The 22,558-nt window shown below is 54.9% G+C and carries 16 protein-coding genes; 11 read left to right on the plus strand and 5 right to left on the minus strand.

Features of this window, described 5'->3' with window-relative positions; all coding sequences use genetic code 11:
* Positions 1-63: 63 nt before the first annotated feature.
* Together HMPREF2907_RS09260 and HMPREF2907_RS09265 are read right to left on the minus strand one after the other, a co-directional pair.
* A complete protein-coding gene (locus HMPREF2907_RS09260; protein WP_070682436.1) occupies positions 64-1,395 on the minus strand; it encodes an MFS transporter in 1,332 nt (443 codons plus the stop codon).
* A 219-nt stretch (positions 1,396-1,614) separates the two neighbouring features.
* Positions 1,615-2,652, minus strand: coding sequence for a LacI family DNA-binding transcriptional regulator (locus tag HMPREF2907_RS09265; RefSeq protein WP_016686965.1), 1,038 nt, complete (start codon positions 2,650-2,652; stop codon positions 1,615-1,617).
* Between the two features lie 292 nt (positions 2,653-2,944).
* On the opposite strand from HMPREF2907_RS09265, the gene pgi reads away from it, so the two are divergent.
* Positions 2,945-4,573 (plus strand): glucose-6-phosphate isomerase, encoded by a 1,629-nt coding sequence (gene pgi, locus HMPREF2907_RS09270; RefSeq protein WP_070682439.1) that lies wholly within the window; start codon positions 2,945-2,947, stop codon positions 4,571-4,573.
* 509 nt (positions 4,574-5,082) lie between these two features.
* Here the strand turns inward: pgi and HMPREF2907_RS09275 are convergent.
* Positions 5,083-6,429: a chloride channel protein gene (locus tag HMPREF2907_RS09275; RefSeq protein ID WP_070682440.1), complete on the minus strand. Its 1,347-nt coding sequence runs from the start codon at positions 6,427-6,429 to the stop codon at positions 5,083-5,085.
* A 203-nt stretch (positions 6,430-6,632) separates the two neighbouring features.
* Positions 6,633-9,335, minus strand: a complete 2,703-nt coding sequence (gene ppc, locus HMPREF2907_RS09280) for a phosphoenolpyruvate carboxylase (RefSeq protein WP_070682442.1) — start codon at positions 9,333-9,335, stop codon at positions 6,633-6,635.
* A 266-nt stretch (positions 9,336-9,601) separates the two neighbouring features.
* On the opposite strand from ppc, the gene HMPREF2907_RS09285 reads away from it, so the two are divergent.
* The 7 genes from HMPREF2907_RS09285 (at position 9,602) to nhaC (ending at position 17,858) form a co-directional block, all read left to right on the plus strand.
* A complete protein-coding gene (locus HMPREF2907_RS09285; RefSeq protein ID WP_070682444.1) occupies positions 9,602-10,078 on the plus strand; it encodes a cyclic pyranopterin monophosphate synthase MoaC in 477 nt (158 codons plus the stop codon).
* Between the two features lie 320 nt (positions 10,079-10,398).
* Positions 10,399-11,811, plus strand: coding sequence for a PepSY-associated TM helix domain-containing protein (locus HMPREF2907_RS09290; RefSeq protein WP_070682446.1), 1,413 nt, complete (start codon positions 10,399-10,401; stop codon positions 11,809-11,811).
* Positions 11,812-12,003: 192 nt separating this feature from the next.
* Complete coding sequence (gene rfaE2 / locus HMPREF2907_RS09295; protein ID WP_003768921.1) at positions 12,004-12,507, plus strand: D-glycero-beta-D-manno-heptose 1-phosphate adenylyltransferase; 504 nt, start codon at positions 12,004-12,006, stop codon at positions 12,505-12,507.
* Complete coding sequence (locus HMPREF2907_RS09300; RefSeq protein WP_070682449.1) at positions 12,504-14,303, plus strand: bifunctional biotin--[acetyl-CoA-carboxylase] ligase/type III pantothenate kinase; 1,800 nt, start codon at positions 12,504-12,506, stop codon at positions 14,301-14,303. Before rfaE2 ends, HMPREF2907_RS09300 begins: the two co-directional genes overlap by 4 nt.
* A 182-nt stretch (positions 14,304-14,485) precedes the next feature.
* On the plus strand, positions 14,486-15,373 hold the full coding sequence (locus HMPREF2907_RS09305) for a cell division protein (RefSeq protein WP_070682451.1): 888 nt from the start codon (positions 14,486-14,488) through the stop codon (positions 15,371-15,373).
* A gap of 193 nt (positions 15,374-15,566) precedes the next feature.
* Positions 15,567-16,223 carry a hypothetical protein gene (locus tag HMPREF2907_RS09310; RefSeq protein WP_070682452.1) on the plus strand — a complete coding sequence of 219 codons (657 nt, stop codon included), beginning with the start codon at positions 15,567-15,569 and terminating at the stop codon, positions 16,221-16,223.
* 246 nt (positions 16,224-16,469) lie between these two features.
* Positions 16,470-17,858, plus strand: a complete 1,389-nt coding sequence (gene nhaC / locus HMPREF2907_RS09315; RefSeq protein WP_070682454.1) for a Na+/H+ antiporter NhaC — start codon at positions 16,470-16,472, stop codon at positions 17,856-17,858.
* A 93-nt stretch (positions 17,859-17,951) separates the two neighbouring features.
* Here nhaC and HMPREF2907_RS09320 read toward each other — a convergent pair whose 3' ends face one another.
* Complete coding sequence (locus HMPREF2907_RS09320; RefSeq protein WP_070682456.1) at positions 17,952-18,518, minus strand: NADPH-dependent FMN reductase; 567 nt, start codon at positions 18,516-18,518, stop codon at positions 17,952-17,954.
* A gap of 394 nt (positions 18,519-18,912) precedes the next feature.
* Between HMPREF2907_RS09320 and pnuC the strand changes: the two genes are divergently transcribed.
* The 3 genes from pnuC (at position 18,913) to HMPREF2907_RS09335 (ending at position 22,100) form a co-directional block, all read left to right on the plus strand.
* On the plus strand, positions 18,913-19,626 hold the full coding sequence (gene pnuC, locus HMPREF2907_RS09325; RefSeq protein WP_070682458.1) for a nicotinamide riboside transporter PnuC: 714 nt from the start codon (positions 18,913-18,915) through the stop codon (positions 19,624-19,626).
* Positions 19,627-20,047: 421 nt separating this feature from the next.
* Positions 20,048-21,310 (plus strand): putative DNA modification/repair radical SAM protein, encoded by a 1,263-nt coding sequence (locus tag HMPREF2907_RS09330; RefSeq protein WP_003744095.1) that lies wholly within the window; start codon positions 20,048-20,050, stop codon positions 21,308-21,310.
* A gap of 19 nt (positions 21,311-21,329) precedes the next feature.
* Positions 21,330-22,100 carry a TIGR03915 family putative DNA repair protein gene (locus HMPREF2907_RS09335; RefSeq protein ID WP_070682460.1) on the plus strand — a complete coding sequence of 257 codons (771 nt, stop codon included), beginning with the start codon at positions 21,330-21,332 and terminating at the stop codon, positions 22,098-22,100.
* The last annotated feature ends 458 nt before the right edge of the window (positions 22,101-22,558 follow it).

The raw sequence follows: 22,558 nt of genomic DNA on the forward strand, positions 1-22,558 counted from the left end.
TGCGACAAGGTCGTCTGAAAACCTCAATTTGGGTTTCAGACGACCTTGTCGCAACTGCTTGAATCAGCCTGCCGATTCTACGCCATAAGGTTTGTTTGACGTTTTGATGGTCAGGGTCAGTACGGCGGCGATGGCGAGGAAGACGCCGGCGAAGGTCATGGCGTTGGACGGGTTTGCACCGAGGAAGGTGTCATAGATCCAACCGAAGGTAACGGTTTCAATCAGCATCGGAATCACAATCATCATGTTGACGATGCCCATATACACGCCGTAGCGCTCTTTCGGGATGGAGTGTACGACAATCATAAACGGCACGCCCATCATACTTGCCCAGCCGATACCGAAGCCGATCATCGGGGCGAACATCAGGTATTTGTTGGTGATGTGCGGGATGGTTAAGAGGGCGAGCGATGCCAGGATAACGGCAAAGGCGTGGACATATTTCGCGGCATATTTACGCGCCATCCACATCAGTCCGAAGGCGGAAACGAAGGTTACGACATTGTAAAAACCGTTGATCAAACCGGTCCATGCCACTGCCTGTTCATAGGCAGCCTGGTCGGCAGATGTCGAACCCCAGACGGATTTGACGATACTGTGGGAGATGTATTGCCAGTAGATGAAGAGGGCGTACCATTGGAAGAGGTAAACGGAGGCAAGCTGCCACAGTGGGGTAGGCATTTCCTTAATGGCTGTGCCGATGTCTTTGACGGCGTGGACGGGGCCTCTAGGTTGGGCTTTGATTGCCGCCATTTCTTCGGGAGAAGGTTCGTGTTCGGGCGTGGACAATACGGTTACTAAAACAGAGCCGATGGAGCAGACGGCGCCGATATAGAACGAGCCGAATACCCAGTAGGGGATACCTGCTTCAGAGGTTTGTTGCAGCCAGCCGATTTGTTGGAAGATGTAGAGCGATACGTTGGCAAGGGTAATGCCCAAGCCGGTGAACACGGACTGCATCAAAAAGCCGGTGGATTGTTGGTGTTCGGGGACGGTATCGGCGATGAAGGCGCGGAAGGGTTCCATGGCGGTGTTGTTGCTGATGTCCAAGAGCCACAGCAGCAATACGGCAACCCACAATGCGGTAACGTGCGGATAGATGAAGAGGCAGAGGCTGCAACCGATGGCTCCGATTAAGAAATACGGGCGGCGGCGTCCCAAGCCGGGAATCCAAGTGCGGTCGCTCATGGCACCGATAAGGGGTTGAACGAGCAAGCCGGTAATCGGACCTGCCATATTCAGAATAGGCAGTTGGCCGGGGTCGGCATGTAAGAAACTGAAAATCGGGTTGATGGCGGTTTGCTGCAAACCGAAGCTGTATTGGATGCCGAAGAAGCCGAAGTTCATCAGCATAATCTGGCGAAGCGTCATCGATACTTGTGGGGAAATCTTCATTTTGAAGCTACTCCTGGACTTTGTAAGAAGAAAACATGGAACAACAAACTGCAGGAAACACTGCATAATCGAAGCGGTTGGACCGCTTTCTTTATTCTTTGGCGTATCGTATTGATACGTTGCAAATAGGTAGAGTGATGCGTTGTTTGTGTTTTCAGACGACCTTTTATTGTCGTATTGTGTCTGCCTCATGAAGCAGACGTCGTCTGAAAGAATGTTTTACTTCAATGCCGTGACCGACTGCCGCCAAATTGTTTCCCCTACAACCCGAACGGGCGGACGGACGGTTTCTTTGGTCTCGATAATGTCGAACAGGATTTCCGCCGCCAGCGCGCCCATGCGCATATAGGGCAGCTCGGTGCTGGTCAGCGGCGGGAACAGGGTTTCGGCAATCGCGCTGTGGTTGTCGTAACCTGCCACCGATACCTGCTCCGGAACGCGTACGCCGCGCGTCCTCAAAATGCCGTAAACGCGGACCGCCATTTCGTCGTTGCCGCAGCAAATGACCGTCGGCGGGTCGGCAAGCGACAATAATTTCAATACTGCCGCAATCAAAGGCTCGCTGTCGTTGGCAAAGTCGGTGATGCCGGTTTGCACCAAGTCAGGATCGAACACCATGTCCGATTCGTCCAAAGCGCGGCGGTAGCCCGCCAAACGCAGCCGCGTCGCTTCTGCGCCTGCCTGCAAGGTGATGTAGGCGATACGGCGGTGTCCGTGACGGATGATGTTGCGTACCAAATCGTATTGCCCGCGCTCGTCGTCCGGCAAAACCGACGGCGTACCTGCCGCGTCGAAACAGTTGACCAAAACCATCGGGCAGCGGTTGGGCATTTCGGGCAGGACGATTTCGCGGTGCGATTCGGTTACATACAAAATGCCTTCCGCGCGGTGTTCCATAAACGTCCTGACCAAAGGGTCGATTTGCTCGTAGCGGTTGTCCGTATCCGCAATCATCAGCGTTTTGCCCGCTTCGCGGATTTTCTGCTGGATGCCTTTGATTAAAAACATATCCGGCAGACCGTGTACCCCGCCGTATTCGCCCGTGCGCGAGATGGCGCCGGTAATCAGTCCGACCAAGTCCGAACGGTTCGACCGCATCACCCGCGCCGCCGAAGACGGGATATAACCCAAAGCCGCAATCGCTGTTTCGACTTTTGCACGGGTTTTATCGCTGACCGGCGCATCGCCGTTGATGACGCGGCTGACCGTTTTGGGTGAGACGCCCGCATAAGCAGCAACATCATAAATTGTAGCCATCTTACGACTCCCGCCTCATCCCTGTTTCATTTGATTACGAAGCATATCACACCTGACATCGGTGTCATACTGAAAATTTTAAAAAACCTTGATGAAAATCAAGCACATTGCTTGCATATTGCATACAATTCTTAACTAAATTGCTTACCCGTATCCGGCAAACCCGCGCCGTCTTGTTAAACTACATTAAACTACAAAAAAATCATTAAGTAGCGAACCAATCAGCCGCGGTACAATCTATAACTAAATCACATCCCGCCGAATGAGCGAACCCAATTCCGAAGGAAACCCGATGACCGCATTTACCGAAGCATGGCAAGCCCTTGAACAACACCGGCTCGACACACAACACCTCCACCTGCGCGACCGCTTCGCCGCCGAACCCGACCGCTTCGGCAATATGCACGAAACCCTCGACGGCCTCCTCTTCGATTACAGCAAAAACCGCCTCGGCGAAGACACTTTGCAACTCTTGTGCCGCCTTGCCGAAGCCTCGCCCCTAGCCGGACAAATGCACGCCATGCAAAACGGCGAAAAAATCAACCTCAGCGAACACCGCGCCGTCCTCCATACCGCCTTGCGCCTGCCGTCCGACGCCGCGCCCGTTTACGTTGACGGCGAAAACATCCTCCCCAAAATCCACCGCGAACTCGACCGCGCCCTCGCCTTCGCCGAATCACTCAACAACGGCAGCCACAGGGGCATCACCGACAAACCCATCACCGACTTCGTCCACATCGGCATAGGCGGCTCCGACCTCGGCCCCAGAATGTGTGTAGAAGCCCTCAAAGCCTACCGCCAAAACATCCGCGTCCACTTCGTCAGCAATTCAGACGACGCCGACATCAGCCGCACACTCGCCCACCTCAAGCCCGAAACCACCGTATTCAGCATTGCCAGCAAATCCTTCCGCACACCCGAAACCCTGCTCAACGCCTACGCCGCCCGCGCCTGGTATCGTGATGCAGGTTTGCCCGAATCCGGCATCTACCGCCACTTCTGCGCCATCTCCTCCGACGTTGCCGCCGCCCGAAACTTCGGCATCGCCCCCGACAACGTCTTCGCCATGTTCGACTGGGTCGGCGGACGTTATTCCGTCTGGTCAACCATCGGCCTGCCCGTCATGGTCGCCGTCGGCACCGACCGCTTCCGCGAACTCCTCGCCGGCGCGCATGCCATGGACACCCACTTCTTCCAAACCCCCTACCGCCGCAACATCCCCGTCCTCATGGCGCTCATCAGCATCTGGTACAACAACTTCCAGCACGCCGACGGACAAACCGCCGTCCCATACAGCCACAACCTGCGCCACCTCCCCTCGTGGCTCAACCAGCTCGACATGGAAAGCCTCGGCAAAAACCGCACCGCCGACGGCCGTCCCGTCCCCCATACCACAGGCGGCATTGTCTTCGGCGAAGAAGGCGTCAACTGCCAGCATGCCTATTTCCAACTCCTCCACCAAGGCACACGGCTCATCCCCTGCGACTTCATCGTCCCCATGACCACCGCCTACGGCATCAACCGCCAACACCGCTTCACCGTCGCCAACGCCTTCGCCCAAGCAGAAGCCCTGATGAAAGGCAAAACCCTCGAAGAAGCCCGCGCCGAACTTGCCGACCTGCCCGAAGCCGAACGCGAACGCCTCGCCCCGCAAAAAGAATTCCCCGGCAACCGCCCGAGCAACAGCCTCCTCCTCAGCGCCACCGACCCCCGCCGCCTCGGCATGCTCATGGCGGCATACGAACACCGCACCTTCGTCCAAGGCGCGGTTTGGGGCATCAACCCCTTCGACCAATGGGGCGTCGAATACGGCAAAGAACTCGCCAAAACCATCGAACCCGAACTCGACCGCGGCAACCCGCAGCACGACAGTTCCACCAACGGCCTCATCGCCTTCTACCGCGCCAGCCAAAACCGATAGGCAGTTCAAACATAAAAGGTCGTCTGAAAACTTATAGTGGATTAAATTTAAATCAGGACAAGGCGAGGTAACGCCGTACTGGTTTGCCGTACTGGTTTAAGTTAATCCACTATACATCGGGTTTTCAGACGACCTTTGTGTGTTCATCATTTTCGCGGACAGAGTCCACGCTACAGCACTTGTGTCGCCAAGAAACTTTGTAGCGTGGGCTATGCCCGCGAGCCACTTAAGATTTCAGACGACCTGTCCGCCAGTCAGCTTCGTGGGTAGAACCCACGCTACGGATACCGTGCCAACCAAAACCGATATGCAGTCCAAACATGAAAGGTCGTCTGAAAACCCGATTTATAAGTTTTTCAGACGGCCTTTGCGTCTATCGTTTTCGTTGACCGAGTCCACGCTACGGCACTTGTGTCGCCAAAAAACTTTGTAGCGTGGGCTTCGCCCGCGAATTGCTAAACATTTCAGACGACCTTTCCTACACCTTCCCGCATCGGCAATATCTGGCTTCACTTCTGTCCGCTTTGTTCCACCTGCCGTTTGAAGCGTGTGCCTGCGGCGTGGTAGAAGGGGCGGGGGGAGAATTGTCGGGAGACTTGTGAGGCGAAGATGCAGGCGATGAGCAGCCAGAAGAGGAGGTTTTGTCCGCCGGTCATTTCCATCACGACGACGGCGGAGGTGAGCGGGGATTGGGTGGCGCCGGCGAGGAAGGCCGCCATGCAGAGGAGGACGAGGACGTGGGTGCCTTGGGTGAGTCCGGTGAGGATGGCGATGTGTTCGCCCAAGACTGCGCCTATGGTCAGGGAGGGGGTGAAGATGCCGCCGGGCGTACCTGTCCAGTAGGTCAGGACGGTGGAGAACCATTTGGCGGCGGCGAGTCCGGCGGGGGCTTCGTGGATGCCGCGCAGGGCTTGGGCGGCTTCGTGGTAGCCTGTGCCGTAGGTTTTGCCTTGGTAAAGCGTGCCGATGGCGGCGAGCAGGATGCCGATGAGGGCGGCAGTAATCAGGGGATGGCGGCGGATGTGTTCGCGCCATTTGGCGGGGGCGAAGGCAGTGGCGCCGAGATACAGGGTGCGTCCGAACAGTCCGCCGGCGATGCCGCATGCGAGTCCGCAGCCCAATACCCAGCCGAGCATATTGTCGAGTGCGCCGCCGCTGAAGCCTGAAAAATAGGGGTTGTTGCCTTGGATGGCGACTTGGATGAAACCGGCGGCGAGGACGCCGAGTAGGATTTGCCGCTCCCAACGCAGCATGACTTCGCGCCCGAGTTCTTCGATGGCGAAAATCACGCCTGCCAGCGGGGCGTTGAACGCGGCGGCCAGCCCGCCTGCCGCGCCTGCGGCGATAAGGTCGTTTTCCTGCATGCCGCGAAAGGCAAATCCGTGTTTTTTGCACCATGCGCCCCACGCGCTCATGACTGCCGCGCCGACTTGTACGGACGGTCCTTCACGCCCGACGGACGCGCCTGCGCACATGGCGAGAAAGGTCAGCGGGATTTTGAGGAGGGTTTCGCGGAGGCGGATCAGGCGGGTTTTGTTGGCGCCGTAGGGCAGGGCGAGGCTGGCGAGCACTTGCGGGATGCCGCTGCCGGAGGTGTATGGGGCGAAACGGCGGGTGATCCAGACGATGAGCGGCAGCCCGAAGGGGAGGGCGACCCAGGCAAACCAAGGATATTTTTGCACCAGCTCCGCATTCGTTTCCAACGCGAAATCCGCCATCCAGGCAAACAGGAGGGCGGTCAGCGCAACCAGTGCCGACCCTGCCAACAGGAACAGGAAAGCAATGCTTTTACGCGAAATACGGCGGGTTTGGCGGATTTTGTGCGTGATGTGGTAGGCGGGCGGTTTGGTCGGCATGGTATGCGGAAGTGTGGAAAAGGTCGTCTGAAAAGGGTTATTGCGGAAGGCGGTTCGCGAATAAGGTAAAAATAGCTTGTAAAGCAGGGCGGCAAGCGGGTTAAAACAGTATGGGTTTTTTGCTGATAAAGCCCACACTATGGTTTTGCGCTTGACCTAAAGGTCGTCTGAAACCGTTTCAGACGACCTTTTTTCGTACTGCCTTAACCTGTATTGCGCAAACCTTGTGCCACGCCGTTGATGGTCAGGTGCACCATCAGGAGGGTGTGCGGGTCGTGCGGGTCTTTGCGCAGGCGTTTGAGCATGGCGACTTGTAGGCCGTTGAGCGCATTCAGGTACGGAATCCGCAGGGCGAGCGAACGGGCGAGGCTGCGGTTGTCGCGCAAGAGTTCGTCGGTTTGCAAAAGGTCGAGCAGGGCTTTGCGGCTGCGTTGGTATTCTTCCTTAATCATGCCGAAGATGACGGCGGCTTTTTCGGGCGATTCGCTCAAGCCTGCGTAGTTTTCGGCGAGGGTGATGTCGGTTTTCGCCATGACTTGTTCCATATTGGAGAGCATGGCTTGGAAGAATGGGTTGTGCTGCGCGTGTTCCCGCAGGGCGGCGAGGGTTTCGGGTTTGCCTTCGCACAGGCTTTCCACTGCGCTGCCGAAGCCGTACCACGCGGGCAGCATGAGGCGGTTTTGCATCCATGAGAACACCCACGGTATCGCGCGCAAATCCTGAATCCGCGCCAAGGTCTTGCGGCTGGCGGGGCGGCTGCCGAGGTTGGGGGGGGCGATTTCCTGTATGGGGCTGGTTTGCAGGAAATAGTCGATGAAGTCTGGGTGGGTAATCAGCTCGCGGTAGTATTTGAACGATACGTCCGACAATGCCTGCATGAGCGCGGGTTCGGGGTCTTTTTGATCGGGCAGCAGGCTGGCTTCGAGCGTGGCGGCGACGAGGGTTTCGAGGTTGCGCACGGCGTTGCCGGGGTCGGCGTATTTGGCGGTGATGACTTCGCCTTGCTCGGTAATGCGGATTTGTCCGGCAACGCTGCCCGCTGGTTGGGCGAGGATGGCTTGGTAAGACGGGCCGCCGCCGCGTCCGACGCTGCCGCCGCGGCCGTGGAAGAGGCGCATACGGACATCGTATTTTTTGAAGAGTTCGACTAAGCCCAATTCCGCCTGATAGAGGCACCAAGAGCTGGTAACGTAGCCGCCGTCTTTGTTGGAATCGGAATAGCCGAGCATGATTTCCTGAATGTTGTCGCGGCTTTGCAGCAGGTCGCGGTACCATTCGTTGCTGAACATGGTTTCCATGACGGGGCAGGCGTTTTCGAGGGCTTCGATGGTTTCGAAGAGGGGGACGATGTTGATGCGGCTTTGCGGTTTGCCGTTTTCAACCGTCAACAGACCACTTTCTTTGAGCAGCAGCGCGAGGGCGAGCAGGTCGCTGGGCTGTTCGCAGTTGGAGATGATGCTTTGGGTAACGGCGTTCTCGCCGAATTCGTCTTTGATGTTGCGCGCTTCGTTGAAAATCGCCATTTCGCGGCGGGTGTGTTCGCTGTAAGTGATGAACGGGCTGGACAGCGGCCGCTGGTGTTTCAGCTCGCGCAGCAGGACGGTTTGTTTTTCCGTTTCGGAAAGGCTGCCGTAGTCTTCCAAACCGGCGTGTTTGAAGAGTTCGGCAACGACATCGGCGTGTTTTTCCGCGTGTTGGCGCAAGTCGAGCGGCATCATGTGGAAGCCGAACACGGACACGGAGCGAATCAGGTCGGCGAGCCTGCCTTCGCCCAAAAGCGCGCTGCCGTTCTCGCGCAGGGAGCGTTGCAGTTTGTGGAGGTCGTCTGAAAACTCTTGCGCGGAGGCGTAAGGCATCATGAAGCCGAATTTGCAGCCCATGCCCAAGCCGAGCGAGCGGGCTTTGCCCATGACGCGCGCCATGATGTAGGCGATGGCGCGGCGGTACGGCTCTTCGGTGCGGGCGATTTCTTCGTCGGGCGATTCGTCGGACAACGCCATCACGTCGTCGTTGACTTTGACGCGGCGGACGGAAAGCGGCAGCTCGCGGTAGAGTTTGTCGAGTTCGCCACGGTAAAAACGGAACACCGCGTCGGCATGGCGGCGGAAAGCGAAACGCAGGGTTTCGGCGGAGACAAACGGATTGCCGTCGCGGTCGCCGCCTATCCAGCCGCCGATTTTTAAGATGTCGGGCACGTCCACATCAGGATAGGTCGTCTGAAACTCGCGTTCCATGCTGCGGTAGAGTTTGGGCAGCGCCTCGAAGAAGCTCATCGGGAAGATGGACACGCCGTTGTTGATTTCATCGTTAACGCTGATTTTGTGGTGGCGCGTTTCGCTGGTCTGCCACAAGCCCAGCAAAATAGTGTCGATTTCGCGGCGCAACTCCGCCAGCGCGTCGGCATGGGTGCAGCGTTCGCGACGGGGCAGGAGGGCTCTGATGCGGCGGTTGAAGTTCAACACGGTTTGGCGTTGCACTTCGGTCGGGTGCGCGGTCAGAACGGCGGTAACATTGGTCGTATTTAATTGTTTTTGAACCGCCTTGTCGCCGATTTTCGCCGCTTTGAGTTTGCGTACCGTTTCCGCCAAGCTGCCTTCTGCGCCGCCGTGTCCAGCCTCTTCGTGGATTTGGCGGCGGCGTTCGTGGTGTACGTCTTCGGCGATGTTCAGAATTTGCGCGAACAGGCCGCAGGCAAGCGTCAGGTCGTGGGTTTGCTGTTCGTCCAGTTGCGGCAAAACCTTCTCAATCAAAGCCGCGCTGTCGTCCGAAGTGGACAACAGCTTGACCGTTTCCACCACCAACGGCGAGGCTTCTTCGTGCAGAAGTTTGTACAAAGACTGTTTTAAAAATTCCGCGTCTGCTGCCAGAGCGGCGTCCTTGGGATTGTTCAGGATATGCAGTTGCATGATTTTCTCTCTTTATTTATTTATCTCAAAAACAAACGTAAAACATTGTATAGCAGGTCGTCTGAAACCGCCATCGGAAAAGGTGTTGCAAAACGCCGAAACTTGATGTAACCCGCGTCCGCACAAGCCAAGCCGTTAATTGCTTAACAAAGCCGCCCGTGCATTTCAGTCCGATTATTCTGCCGTTTGTATCCGTAGCATAGTCCGAAGCGCAGAAATCCCGTAAAATACTACGACATAAAATCCTATTTTCATGCAGGCACAGTATGTTCAACTTCAACTCCGTACGCGAAAACGACAAACGCCAACCCACTCCCCGCACCGCCGTAGCAAGCGGCTCCATCAACATGAGCACCTCCGCCATTAAAGTTTTAGCGGAAAACGCCACCCAAAACGCAGGCATCCTCAACGTCGCCCGTATCGCCGCCGTCCAAGGCATCAAGCAGGTCGGACTGATTGTCCCGCTTTACCAACCCGCCGTCTTGCAACACGTCCGCGTCGATTTCGATGTCGATCTCGAACTCGCCTACGTCAAAGCTACCGTAACCGTCACTTCGGAAGTCGGCAAAAGCATCACGACCGAAGCCGTCACCGGCGTCAACATCGCCCTCATATCCATTTACGACATGATGAAAGAAGTCGACCAGTCCATGATGATGACCCGCATCCACCTCGAATCCGAAAGCGGCGGCGAACGCGGCCCGTTTGTATTCGACGATGCCTACGAAAACATCGAATTCTGATTGAACAAACAAAGGTCGTCTGAAAACCCGGTTTGAGGTTTCAGACGACCTTGTTTTTCAGCAAAGCTTTATGATGAAACGCTTTCGGACAGGGAGCTGTTTTTGTTTGATACGGTTTTTTGTTGGTGCTGTCTTATGATGAGGCAGTATTATCAGAAATTGTTCATGTTTTAAAATTCGATTATACTTATAAAGTATTAGTTTTTTAGTTATTTTGTATAGTATTGCAACAAATTCAAATAGGGAATACCTATGTCGTCATTCCCGCGCGGGCAGGCGTTTTTCTTTTTTAACCCACGATAAAACAACAGAGAGAATTTATGGACACATCCCAACCTGCGCCCCGTTCCGACCAACAAGCCAATCGCCGCTATCTGACCGTGTGGCGGTGGCATTTTTATTTCGGACTATTGGTCGCGCCCTTTCTGACCCTGCTTGCCGTAACGGGTCTGGGCATGCTTCTATTCGCCAACATTACCGGCAAAGAGGGCGAGCGCATACACGTTACCCCGCAGGCGCAGGTACAGCCTTTGTCGGCGCAGGCGGAAGCGGCGCGGCAGTCTGTAAACCCTGAAACCGCTTCGGTGGTGCAATATATCGCGCCGCGCGCCGACGATATGGTTGCCGTGTTCCGCGTGAACAACGACGACAAAGCGACCATGGTCGCCGTCGATCCTTATACGGCGAAAGTCGTCAGTTCCATGCCGCGCAATGAGGGTTGGTATCACACGATGGACGAAATCCACGGCGATATGATGTTCGGCACGGCGGGCGATTACCTGATAGAAACTGCCGCGTCGCTGACCATCCTGATGATGATTACAGGGATTTATCTGTGGTGGGCGAAACAGCGCAGCCTGAAAGCCATGCTTGCGCCGCAAACGGGCAAAGGACGCTCGTGGTGGCGCAGCATGCACGGCGCATTCGGCACTTGGGTTTCTTTGATTTTATTGTTGTTCTGCCTGTCTGGTGTTGCTTGGGCGGGCATTTGGGGCGGTAAGTTCGTTCAGTCTTGGAGCCAGTTCCCCGCCGGCAAATGGGGCGTCGAACCGAACCCCGTATCCGTCGTGCCGACCCACGGCGATGTGCTGAACGACGGCAAAACCAAAGAAGTACCGTGGATTTTGGAACTCACGCCCATGCCTGTTTCCGGTACGACGAAGGGCGAAAACGGCATCAATCCGAGCGAACCGATGACCTTGGAAACGGTTGACCGCTTCGCCCGCGAAATCGGTTTCAAAGGCCGCTACCAGCTCAACCTGCCCAAAGGCGAAACGGGCGTGTGGACGCTGTCGCAGGATTCGATGAGCTACGACATGGTCAGCCCGACCGCCGACCGCACGGTGCACATCGACCAATACAGCGGCAAAATCCTGGCCGATATCCGTTTCGACGATTACAACTTCTTCGGCAAATTCATGGCGGCGAGCATCGCGCTGCACATGGGGACGCTGGGCTGGTGGAGCGTGCTGGCGAACGTCTTGTTCTGCCTGGCGGTGATTTTCATCTGCGTCAGCGGCTGCGTGATGTGGTGGAAACGCCGCCCGTCCAAAGCGGGCGGACTGGTTCCTCCGGCGCAGAAAATCGAGCTGCCGGTATGGTGGGCAATGGCTGTGCCGCTTTTGATCGTAGCAGTGTTGTTCCCGACCGCCATCGCCGCCATCGCCGTGATTTGGATTTTGGATACGGCTTTGCTGTCGCGGATTCCGGCGCTGTCGCGGTGGTTCAAATAATGGTTTGAGCCGTTTCCCGCAAACCGATACGCAGCGTGGGCATCGCCCGCGAATAGTATGGGTTTGAAGGTCGTCTGAAAATCCGATTTTGGTTTTCAGACGACCTTTCCTTATTTTTATCCCGCGGTTTTCCTTTTCCGCCCGCTTCGGTATCATACCGCCTGTCTGTTTATCCCCAACGGAATCCCGATTATGTCTGACTGGTCCCTCCCCGATTTCGAACGCAAAATCTGCCCGCCCGAAGAATTGGCGCAGCGTCTGCACGAGCTTCCCCGTCCGCTGGTGTTTACCAACGGCTGTTTCGATATTCTGCACAGGGGGCATGTTACCTATCTGGCGCAGGCGCGTTCGGCGGGGGCGGCGTTGGTGCTGGCTTTGAACACGGATGCGTCCGTTCGCCGTTTGGGCAAGGGGGACGACCGTCCCGTCAACCCGCTGGAAAACCGCGCGGCGGTGGCGGCGGCATTGGCAAGCGTGGATTTGGTCACTTGGTTTGACGAAGACACGCCCGCCGAGTTGATCGAGCAAATCAAACCCGACATCCTGATTAAAGGCGGCGACTGGCCGGTCGAAAAAATCGTCGGCGCGCAAGAAACGCTGGCGCGCGGCGGCAAAGTGTTTTCCATTCCGTTCCTGCACCAGACTTCCACCACGAAAACGCTGGAAAAAATCCGCGCAGCCGAGGGCGGCAAATGACCGCGCTGAAACTGCCGCACAGTCGGGTTTTGGCGGAACTTGCCGACGGTCTGCCGCAACACGTTTCCCATCTCGCGCGTATCGCGGGCGTGAAGCCGCACCAGCTCAACGGCTTTTGGCAACAGATGCCTGTGCACATCCGCGGACTGCTGCGCCAGCACGACGGGCAGTGGCGGCTCGTGCGCCCGCTTGCTTTGTTTGACGAAGAAGCGTTGCTGCGTTTGGGCGCGGAACGCGGTTTTCAGACGACCTTAAAACATGAATGCACGTCCAGCAACGACGAAATCCTGAATCTGGCGCGCACTTCGCCCGAACAAGCCCATAAATCGCTCTGCGTCGCGCATCTGCAAACCAAAGGCCGCGGGCGGCAGGGACGCAAGTGGACACACCGGCTGGGCGAATGCCTGATGTTCAGCTTCGGCTGGGTATTCGACAAACCGCAGCACGAACTCGGCTCGCTCGCCCCCGCCGTCGCGCTCGCCTGCCGCCGCGCTTTAGCCGCATCGGGTTTGGACATACAAATCAAGTGGCCGAACGATTTGGTCGCCGACAGGGACAAACTCGGCGGCATCCTGATCGAAACCGTCCGCAACGAGGGCAAAACCGCCGCCGTCATCGGCATAGGCATCAATTTCGTCCTGCCTAAAGAAGTCGAAAACGCCGCTTCCGTCCAAGCCCTCTTCCACAACGCGCAGCTTGCCCGCGGCACCGCCTCCGTACACTGCATTCCCGCTTCAACGCTGTTGGACAAATTATTGGGCGAACTCAATGCCGTGCTGACGCAATACGCGCAAAACGGGTTCGCCCCCTTCCTCGAAGAATACCAAACCGCCCACCGCGACCACGGCAAACCTGTCCTGCTCCTGCGCGACGGGCAAACCGTAAACGAAGGCACGGTACTTAACGTCGATGCGCAAGGCGCGTTGCACCTGATGACATCGGCAGGCGAACAAACCGTCGTCAGCGGCGAAATAAGCCTGCGCCCCGACGACACGCCCCGCGCCGCCGCGCCGCGCCCGCCCGAACGCCTCCTCCTGCTCGACGGCGGCAACAGCCAGCTCAAATGGGCATGGGTGGAAAACGGCATGTTCAACGAAGTCACCCGCGCGCCGTACCGCGATTTGAGCAAGCTCGGCGAAGAATGGGCAGCGCGTTCAGACGACCGTACCCGCATCGTCGGCTGCGCCGTGTGCGGCGACCTCAAAAAAGCCCTTGTCGAAGCCCACCTGACCGTGCCTGTCCGCTGGCTGCCCTCCATGCCGCAGGCACTCGGCATCCGCAACCACTACCGCAACCCCGCCGAACACGGCTCCGACCGCTGGTTCAACGCCTTGGGCAGCCGCCGTTTTAGCCAAAACGCCTGCGTCGTCGTCAGCTGCGGCACCGCCGTAACCACCGACGCGCTCACCGAAGACAACCATTACCTCGGCGGCACCATCATGCCCGGCTTCCACCTCATGAAAGAAGCACTCGCCGCTAAAACCGCCAACCTCGACCGCCCCGCCGGTAAAGTGTACCCCTTCCCCACCACCACGCCCAACGCCATCACCAGCGGCATGATGGATGCCGTTTGCGGAGCCGTCATCATGATGCACGGGCGACTGCAACAAAAAACAGGCGAAGGCAAACCCGTTGACGTCATCATCACCGGCGGCGGCGCAAGCAAAGTTGTCAACGCCCTGCCTAAGCAGTTTGTTTTGGACAATACAGTAAAAATTGTAGATAATCTCGTCATTTACGGTTTATTGAACTGGGTCGCGCAAGAGCAGGAACAGCCTGATAAATTGCCCGAATAAGCAGCAATACCGTAGCGCAGATTCAAAAAGGTCGTCTGAAACGCAACACCGCTTTTCAGACGACCTTCAGACGCAGCAAACTCCAGCCGGTTGGCTTTGACGCCGATCCGCAACAACCAATAACAACACAAAACCGCCCGCACACCGCAACGGCAACCGAACACAAAAAAGGAAAACAACTCATGAAATGGCTTTTCGCCGCCCTCGTGGCACTCAACATCATCGTCTTCGGCGGCATGATTACGCACCGCCTCAACAACGCCAAATCCCCCAACACCGCGCCCGTAGAAGGCGGTGCCCACGAACTTGCCCAACCCGAATCCCTGCGCCCGCAGCAAGCCCCCACGCCTGCCGACAACGCGCAACCCGACTGGCTGCAAACCGACGAAACACAAGCCGACCTGCCCGAGCCTGAATCCGAAGAAGCCATAGCCGAACGCAAGAAAAAAGAAGAAGAGGAACAGGCGCGCCGCGAAAAAGAAAAAAAAGAACGTGAAGAAAAAGCCCGCCGCGAAAAAGAAAAAGCCGCCGCCGAAAACACCAATCCGAATGCTGCCGCCAACGAAAATCCCGCCGCCAAAAACGCAGCCGCCGCCCGCCAATGTACGTCTAACGCCAGCGTTACCCTGGACGAAGACGACTACCACCGCATCAAAGGCCTGCTGACCCGTTGGCCGCACGCCGCCAGCCGCACCGTAGAAAAACGCGGCGCATCGAAAGACCACGCCGCCAAAACCTTCCGCGTCGTGCTGCCCGCCGACAGCGAAGCCATGAACCGCCTCGAAGCCCTCGGCAACAAAGGCTTCAACGGCACGCTTTACAACGGCGAAATCAGCCTCGGCGTGATGAAGAGCCGCTCCTCCGCACAAGTCCTCATCTCGCGCCTGTCCGCAGCAGGCTTCGGCGGCGCGCGCATCGTCGAACAAGACGACAAAGGCAACGCCGCCGACAGCACCCTCAGCGTTTCCCGCATGACCGTCATCTTCATGTCGGTCGATGAAAAAGACGCACAGGAAATCCGCAACATCGTCGGCCGCTACGGCAGCCTGAATATGAAAACCTGCAAATAAAACCCAAAGGTCGTCTGAACGTTTTCAGACGACCTTTTTACAGAAATATAGCCCATTCAAACCGTGAAAGTTCCTGCCTTCCTTCCTGCTTGGGTGGAAAAGGAGGTAAGGGTATTTTCTTAATGAATCCATTTCGGGCGTGAAAGCTTTGCCAAGTGCCTGAGACCGTCAATTCTGAGGAGTGTCCGTATTGATGAAACCCTTAATCTTTTTACTTCCCGCCGTGTTATCCCTGCATGCTGCCGCACAGAACTACGTCATTGCTGACGACCGGCTCAGTAGCGGGGTGTTGACGCTTGAGGGCAGCAGTTTTTCCGTCAGTACCGTCAATCCAAACGGCAATGTGTGCGATTACGAAGGCATCGTTCGCAACCGTATTGCCAGTGACGGGGAGGGCTGTGTCGTGCATTTCAGTTTCAAGCGCGACAGCGTGCGTTTGGACATCCCTGAATCCGCCCGAGAAGCCTGTCAAAGCTATTGCGGGCATAACGCTTTTTTCGACAGGGTTTATTATAAAATGCCGACGGCCTGCGCCCCGAAATATGCAGAGGCGGCGGAGCGGCGTTTCCAAGCCGCCTATCGGGAAAAACGTTTCCGAGAGGCGGCAAACCTCAAACGGCAATATCTAAACCAGTGTGGCAGATTCCTCTATCTGACCGACTGGATGCGGGTTTTGAATGACTTGGCAGTCAGCTTTAAAAATGCCGGAGATAAAGCGGCCTGCCGCAAAACGCTTGCCCCATTGTCCGAATGGCTGAGGGATTATCGGCCAAATTACATCAACGAAACAGATTACAAACGCGAAGCGTCTGCGGCAAGGTTTAACTTGAAACAGTGTGAAGCGGAATAAAACGAAATTCGCCCAGTATTTTCATATGATGGCCGATATGGTTATCTGTGGTATAAAAAGCCATAATATTTCTTAAATACTAAAAAATAGATATTTTCTTCTAAAAAATCCAATTTAAAATTATATTGTTTTAATAAAAATCTATTGCTACATTCATAAAAAATCACGGGATCGTCTGAAAAGCGGTTTTTCAGACGACCCCGTGTGCTAAACTTCGTTAAATACACACAAAACAGGCAAAGCAATATGTTTACATTCAAATCACTGCTCGATATGCCGCGCGGAGAAGCTCTTGCCGTCGTCGTGGCGTTAATCGGGGCGATGGGTTACACCATCATTTCGCTGGGCTGGCTGCCCCATATGTCCATCATTGCCGCCATTACCGTCCTTATCCTCTACGGTCTCGCGCGCGGGTTGAAATATAACGACATGCAAAAAGGCATGGTCGGCGCGGTGGGGCAGGGCATGGGCGCGATTTACCTGTTTTTCTTCATCGGGCTGATGGTCAGCGCGCTGATGATGAGCGGCGCGATTCCAACGCTGATGTATTACGGTTTCGGGCTTATTTCCCCTACTTATTTCTATTTCTCCGCCTTTGCGCTTTGTTCCGTCATCGGTGTGTCCATCGGCAGCAGTTTGACCACTTGCGCCACCGTCGGCGTTGCCTTTATGGGCATGGCGGCGGCGTTTCATGCCGATTTGGCGATGACGGCGGGTGCGATTGTTTCCGGCGCGTTCTTTGGCGACAAAATGTCCCCGCTCTCCGATACCACGGGTATTTCCGCCTCCATCGTCGGCATTGATTTGTTCGAACACATCAAAAACATGATGTACACCACCATTCCCGCGTGGCTCATCAGCGCGGCATTGATGCTGTGGCTCTTGCCCAATGTTGCCGCCCACGATTTGAACAGCGTCGAATCCTTCCGCAGCCAGCTTGAAGCGACGGGCTTGGTACACGGCTATTCACTGATTCCGTTTGCGCTGTTGGTCGTGCTGGCACTGTTGCGCATCAACGCCGTCGTCGCCATGCTCTTCACCATCATCGCCGCGCTTGGCGTTACTTATTTCCACAGCACGCCCGACTTGAACCAGCTCGGCGCATGGTTTTACGGCGGCTACAAACTCGAAGGCGAAGCGTTTCAAGACATCGCCAAACTCATTTCGCGCGGCGGTTTGGAAAGCATGTTCTTCACGCAAACCATCGTGATTCTCGGCATGAGTTTGGGTGGATTATTGTTTACGCTCGGCGTGATTCCGTCGCTGTTGGACGCCATCCGCGCGTTCCTGACTACCGCCGGACGTGCCACCTTCAGCGTTGCCGCCACGTCGGTCGGCGTCAATTTCCTCATCGGCGAACAATATTTGAGTATTTTGCTTTCCGGCGAAACCTTCAAACCCGTGTACGACAAGCTCGGACTGCATTCGCGCAACCTTTCGCGTACGCTTGAAGACGCGGGTACGGTCATCAATCCGCTCGTTCCGTGGAGCGTATGCGGCGTATTCATCAGCCATGCGCTCGGCGTGCCCGTTTGGGAATACCTGCCTTACGCCTTTTTCTGCTATTTGAGCCTGATTTTGACGCTGCTGTTCGGTTGGACAGGTTTGACGTTGAGCAAGAAAGAAACCGCGTAAAGCGGCGGGATAGAAAGGTCGTCTGAAAACCTTCGGGATGGGGTTTCAGACGACCTTTTTTTATAGAAATGCTCTGACGGAATAGATGACGGCTTATTTAGGATTTTTCTCGATCAGGGCGACGAGTTGGTCGATATAGCCTTGGACGAAGCTGCGTGCCGATTCGATGAGTTTGCCGTTATCGTCAAACAGGGTGGGGGAGTTGCCGAGGAAGACTTCGGGCTGTCCGGTCAGCGGCATATTGAAGTAGGACAAGGCGAGGCGCAGGTTTTTTTGCGAACTGTAACCGCCCATTTTGCCGACGGAATGGCTGATGATGCCTGCGGGCGTGTTTTTCCAGGCGACGTCGGCGTTGGGCTTGGAGCCGATGTCTATTGCGTTTTTCAGGCAGGCGGGGACAGTGCGGTTGTTTTCGGGGGTAACGAACAATACGCCGTCGGAAGCTTTGATGGTTTCGCGGAAGGCAGTGTAGCTTTCGGGCGTGGGGAAGTCGGTTTCGGCGGGGTCGTCGTAGTCGAAATTGTAGAGCGGCAAGCCGCCGATTTCGACGATTTGGGCTTCGTAGCCTTCGGGGAACATGGGGATGACGTTTTGCGCCACTTTGCGGGCAAACGAGCCTTTACGCAGGCTGCCTACTAAAATGCTGACTTTTTTTGCCATGAATTTTCTCCTGATTGTGTGAAAATAAAAACGATTCGTAAATTCATTTTAAAATGGTCGCGGATAACGGTCAAGATTAGGGCATCGCGTTAAGGCGGCTTTATCTACGGGCAGGTCGTACACGCTGAAATTTAGTTTCTTTATGGTTGTTATGGGAATTCTGATGAAAATTCAGGTGCTTGAAGACAAATCGTTAGATGGAAAGCCTTGTTTTTTCGGATTCACTGTATTCCTTGGACAACAGTTTTAATTAGATATATAACTTTAGTAATTATTTTATTGCGTGCGAATTGAAACTTACGCATAATGTAAAACATATGCAATATGGGATGGATTTTTGGGTTTGAGAGGCATCCCACATCGAGCATCAATAAAGAAAAAAGAGGGAAAAATCATGTCATTAGACTGGTGGAAACGCGAATTGTTCGGCGGTTGGACGCATTTCGAAGCGGTGTGGCTGCTGATGTTTTTGGGGATACAGGCGGTCGTGTTCGTCTTCAATCCTGACTCATGGCTGGCGAGCATTGCGGCGGTAACGGGCATTTTGTGCGTCGTCTTTGTCGGTAAGGGCAAAATCAGCAATTATTTGTTCGGGCTGATTTCCGTATCGCTGTATGCTTATGTTTCCTATACGTTTAAGCTCTACGGCGAGATGATGCTGAATTTATTGGTGTATGTGCCTGTCCAGTTTGTCGGTTTCGCTATGTGGCGCAAACATATGGCTTTGGGTGAAACGGAGGAAGCAGAGGAAGTGAAAGCGAAGGCGTTGACGGTCAGACAGTGGCTGCTGGTGGTTGCCGCATCTGTCGTCGGAACGTCGGTCTACATCGAATGGCTACACCACTTAGGCAGCGCGTTGCCGACCCTCGACGGCGTAACGGTCGTCGTGTCGATTGTGGCTCAGGTTTTGATGATTCTGCGCTATCGCGAGCAATGGGCATTGTGGATTGTGGTCAATATCCTGACGATTTCGCTGTGGGCAGCGGCATGGTTCAAAAACGGAGAAACGAGCCTGCCGCTTTTGCTGATGTACGTCATGTATTTGTGCAATTCGGTTTACGGCTATATCAACTGGACGAAGCTGGTAAAACGGCATTCGGGAAAATAATCATCAAGCTTCAAAGGTTGTCTGAAAATCTGGTATCGGGTTTCAGACGACCTTTTGCATATTCATACTAAAATCCATATTCCTCAAATATTTCAATATGTTGATATTAACGCTTCTGATATTGACTCAGACAATACGGCTCACGGATACCACGCCGACAATCCCAACTTCCTTTCTAAAACCATTGTGGCGACACTGTTTATCGGCGCGTTTTCGTCATATTCCGGCTTAACCCGAATATCTTGCATTTTGCTTTCAATCCGAAACGCAGCATTCTGTCGCGTTACAAACCGTCATAAATGTCAGACAGGCATCATGCCTGCCTGAATCATTCCTCATAGACTAAGGAAAAATTTAGCTGACTAAATAAAATCTTACAACTATAATAAAAAACTTAACTTTCTCTAATAACAGATAAGCTATGGATTATCAAAAAATCAGCCGCAAACTCGAAATTTTAGCCGACGCCGCCAAATATGATGTTTCCTGCTCGTCGAGCGGCGGTTCGCGCGGCAACGACGGGCAGGGCTTGGGCAACTCTTCGCGTTCGGGCATCTGCCACAGTTTCACTGAAGACGGCCGCTGCATATCGCTGCTGAAAATCCTGCTGACCAACCATTGCATCTACGACTGCGCTTATTGCGCTTCCCGCCGCAGCAACGACATCCCGCGCGCGGCGTTTACGGTCGATGAAGTGGTGGATTTGACCATGAGCTTTTACCGCCGCAACTATATCGAAGGGCTGTTTTTGAGTTCCGGCATCTTCAAAAACGCTGACTACACCATGGAACGCTTAGTACGGATAGCCAAAAAACTGCGCGAAGAACATCGATTTAACGGCTACATCCACCTCAAAACCATTCCGAAAGCGTCTGCCGAAATCCTGCACGAAGCCGGGCTGTATGCCGACCGCCTCAGCGTCAACATGGAAATCCCCACCGTTTCAGGTCTCAAGCTGCTCGCGCCCGAAAAAAACCACAGCGACATGACGCAGCCGATGGCGTTTGTCCGCAACGAAATCGTTTCCTTTGCCGACAGCCGCAAAACCATCAAATCGACGCCCAAGTTCGCCCCTGCCGGACAAAGCACGCAGTTCATTATCGGCGCGGCAGGCGAAACCGACCGTCAAATCATCCGCGCCGCAGGCGGGTTTTACCGCCATTACGGTCTCAAACGTGTGTATTACTCGGGCTATGTACCGGTATTGGAAGACAAACGCCTGCCGCCTTTATCGACACAAGTGCCGCTGCGGCGCGAAAACCGGCTCTATCAGGCAGATTGGCTGATGCGTTTTTACGGTTTTTCCGATCATGAAATCTTAGACGAACAGCAACCTTTTCTCGACTTGGATTTCGATCCCAAGCTCGCTTGGGCGCTGCGCCACCGCGAATGGTTTCCTGTGCCGCTGCAACACGCGCCGCTTGAAATGATTTTGCGCGTGCCTGGTATCGGCGTGAAGTCCGCCCGCAAAATCGTACAGGCGCGCCGATTCCGCATGATTACCATGGCACAACTGAGCAAAATGGGCGTGGTGCTAAACCGCGCGCGCTATTTCATCACTCTGCCCGAACCCAACCGCTACGCCGACCTAATCGACAGCCCGCAACTACGCGGCCTGCTTTTACAAAACACACGCTCCAAATTCAGCCAAAGCGATGCCGTGCAAAGCGATTTGTTCGGCTGATAGCGAAAAGGTCCACATTATGCAAATCACTTTGCACTACGACGGCAGCTTCGACGGACTGCTGAGCACCGTGTTTCATGTTTACGCCTGCAAATACGCTCCTGAAAACGTGCATATTACCCATGATGTGCAGGATACGGATTTATTCAGCCGCAGCGAAACCGTTACCACCTCCCCCGAACGCGCCCAGCGCGTTTTCAAACGGCTCGAACAGCAAATCGGGCGCAGCGGTATGGTCAAACTGCTGTATGGTTTTCTAATCGACCTGCCTGAGATGCCCGATACTTTTCTGCGCATCGTCCGCATGATGCTTGCCCGCCCGATGCGCAAAGACGTGCTCTGCGATTACGGTCTTTTCGATGTGATGCAATGGGCGCAATGGGTTAAAACCGTCGGACATGAAAAACACCGGATGGAAGCGTTTGTCCGTTTTGAAGAGCTGACAGACGGACTGTATCTCGCGCGTATCGAACCTCAATACGACGTGTTGCCCTTGATTATATGCCATTTCCGCAACCGTTATCCGCAACAGCAATGGGCGATATTCGATATGCAGCGCCATTACGGCATCTTAAGCGACCCAAACGGTCTGCACGCAATCAATGGGCTTGAAGCCGACCGCATTCAAACATCGTATGCCCCAAACGAACGCAGTTACCAAGCCCTTTGGCAGGACTATTTCAATAGCAGCAATGTTCCATCCCGACGCAATCCCAAGTTGCACCGCCAACAAATGCCGCAGCGCTATTGGAAATACCTTACTGAAAAGCAACCTGCTGTTTTAAAATAAAAAATGCCTGTCGAAAACAGGTTCGGACAGGCTTTATAGCGAATAAACTTATTACTTATCTTGAGGCTGACATTTCTCAGCAGGAGGCCATGCGGCTCTGAATATCAGCCCCTACTCATCGGCGGCATGTCCAATAATTTTATTGTCGCGTTGTATAGTGGATTAACTTTAAACCGGTACGGCGTTGCCTCGCCTTAGCTCAAAGAGAACGATTCTCTAAGGTGCTGAAGCACCAAGTGAATCGGTTCCGTACTATCTGTACTGTCTGCGGCTTCGTCGCCTTGTCCTGATTTTTGTTAATCCACTATAGTTTCAGATGACCTCGGTGCATTAAATGTCCGGAGTAGGAATTTAGGTGAATTTTGTAAAAATCTCAATGAGTATCAAGCTTCAAAGGTCGTCTGAAAATCCGGTATGGGGTTTCAGACGACCTTTTGTATATCCATGTTAAAATCCGT

It is taken from the genome of Neisseria sp. HMSC055H02 (assembly GCF_001813335.1).
Taxonomy (GTDB): domain Bacteria; phylum Pseudomonadota; class Gammaproteobacteria; order Burkholderiales; family Neisseriaceae; genus Neisseria; species Neisseria sicca_C.

What these genes read in the sequence shown, in the direction of transcription:
- HMPREF2907_RS09260 (WP_070682436.1), bottom strand. Translation starts at nt 1,395, where the DNA reads ATGAAGATTTCCCCACAAGTATCGATGACGCTTCGCCAGATTATGCTG.
- HMPREF2907_RS09265 (WP_016686965.1), bottom strand. Translation starts at nt 2,652, where the DNA reads ATGGCTACAATTTATGATGTTGCTGCTTATGCGGGCGTCTCACCCAAA.
- pgi (WP_070682439.1), top strand. Translation starts at nt 2,945, where the DNA reads ATGACCGCATTTACCGAAGCATGGCAAGCCCTTGAACAACACCGGCTC.
- HMPREF2907_RS09275 (WP_070682440.1), bottom strand. Translation starts at nt 6,429, where the DNA reads ATGCCGACCAAACCGCCCGCCTACCACATCACGCACAAAATCCGCCAA.
- ppc (WP_070682442.1), bottom strand. Translation starts at nt 9,335, where the DNA reads ATGCAACTGCATATCCTGAACAATCCCAAGGACGCCGCTCTGGCAGCA.
- HMPREF2907_RS09285 (WP_070682444.1), top strand. Translation starts at nt 9,602, where the DNA reads ATGTTCAACTTCAACTCCGTACGCGAAAACGACAAACGCCAACCCACT.
- HMPREF2907_RS09290 (WP_070682446.1), top strand. Translation starts at nt 10,399, where the DNA reads ATGGACACATCCCAACCTGCGCCCCGTTCCGACCAACAAGCCAATCGC.
- rfaE2 (WP_003768921.1), top strand. Translation starts at nt 12,004, where the DNA reads ATGTCTGACTGGTCCCTCCCCGATTTCGAACGCAAAATCTGCCCGCCC.
- HMPREF2907_RS09300 (WP_070682449.1), top strand. Translation starts at nt 12,504, where the DNA reads ATGACCGCGCTGAAACTGCCGCACAGTCGGGTTTTGGCGGAACTTGCC.
- HMPREF2907_RS09305 (WP_070682451.1), top strand. Translation starts at nt 14,486, where the DNA reads ATGAAATGGCTTTTCGCCGCCCTCGTGGCACTCAACATCATCGTCTTC.
- HMPREF2907_RS09310 (WP_070682452.1), top strand. Translation starts at nt 15,567, where the DNA reads ATGAAACCCTTAATCTTTTTACTTCCCGCCGTGTTATCCCTGCATGCT.
- nhaC (WP_070682454.1), top strand. Translation starts at nt 16,470, where the DNA reads ATGTTTACATTCAAATCACTGCTCGATATGCCGCGCGGAGAAGCTCTT.
- HMPREF2907_RS09320 (WP_070682456.1), bottom strand. Translation starts at nt 18,518, where the DNA reads ATGGCAAAAAAAGTCAGCATTTTAGTAGGCAGCCTGCGTAAAGGCTCG.
- pnuC (WP_070682458.1), top strand. Translation starts at nt 18,913, where the DNA reads ATGTCATTAGACTGGTGGAAACGCGAATTGTTCGGCGGTTGGACGCAT.
- HMPREF2907_RS09330 (WP_003744095.1), top strand. Translation starts at nt 20,048, where the DNA reads ATGGATTATCAAAAAATCAGCCGCAAACTCGAAATTTTAGCCGACGCC.
- HMPREF2907_RS09335 (WP_070682460.1), top strand. Translation starts at nt 21,330, where the DNA reads ATGCAAATCACTTTGCACTACGACGGCAGCTTCGACGGACTGCTGAGC.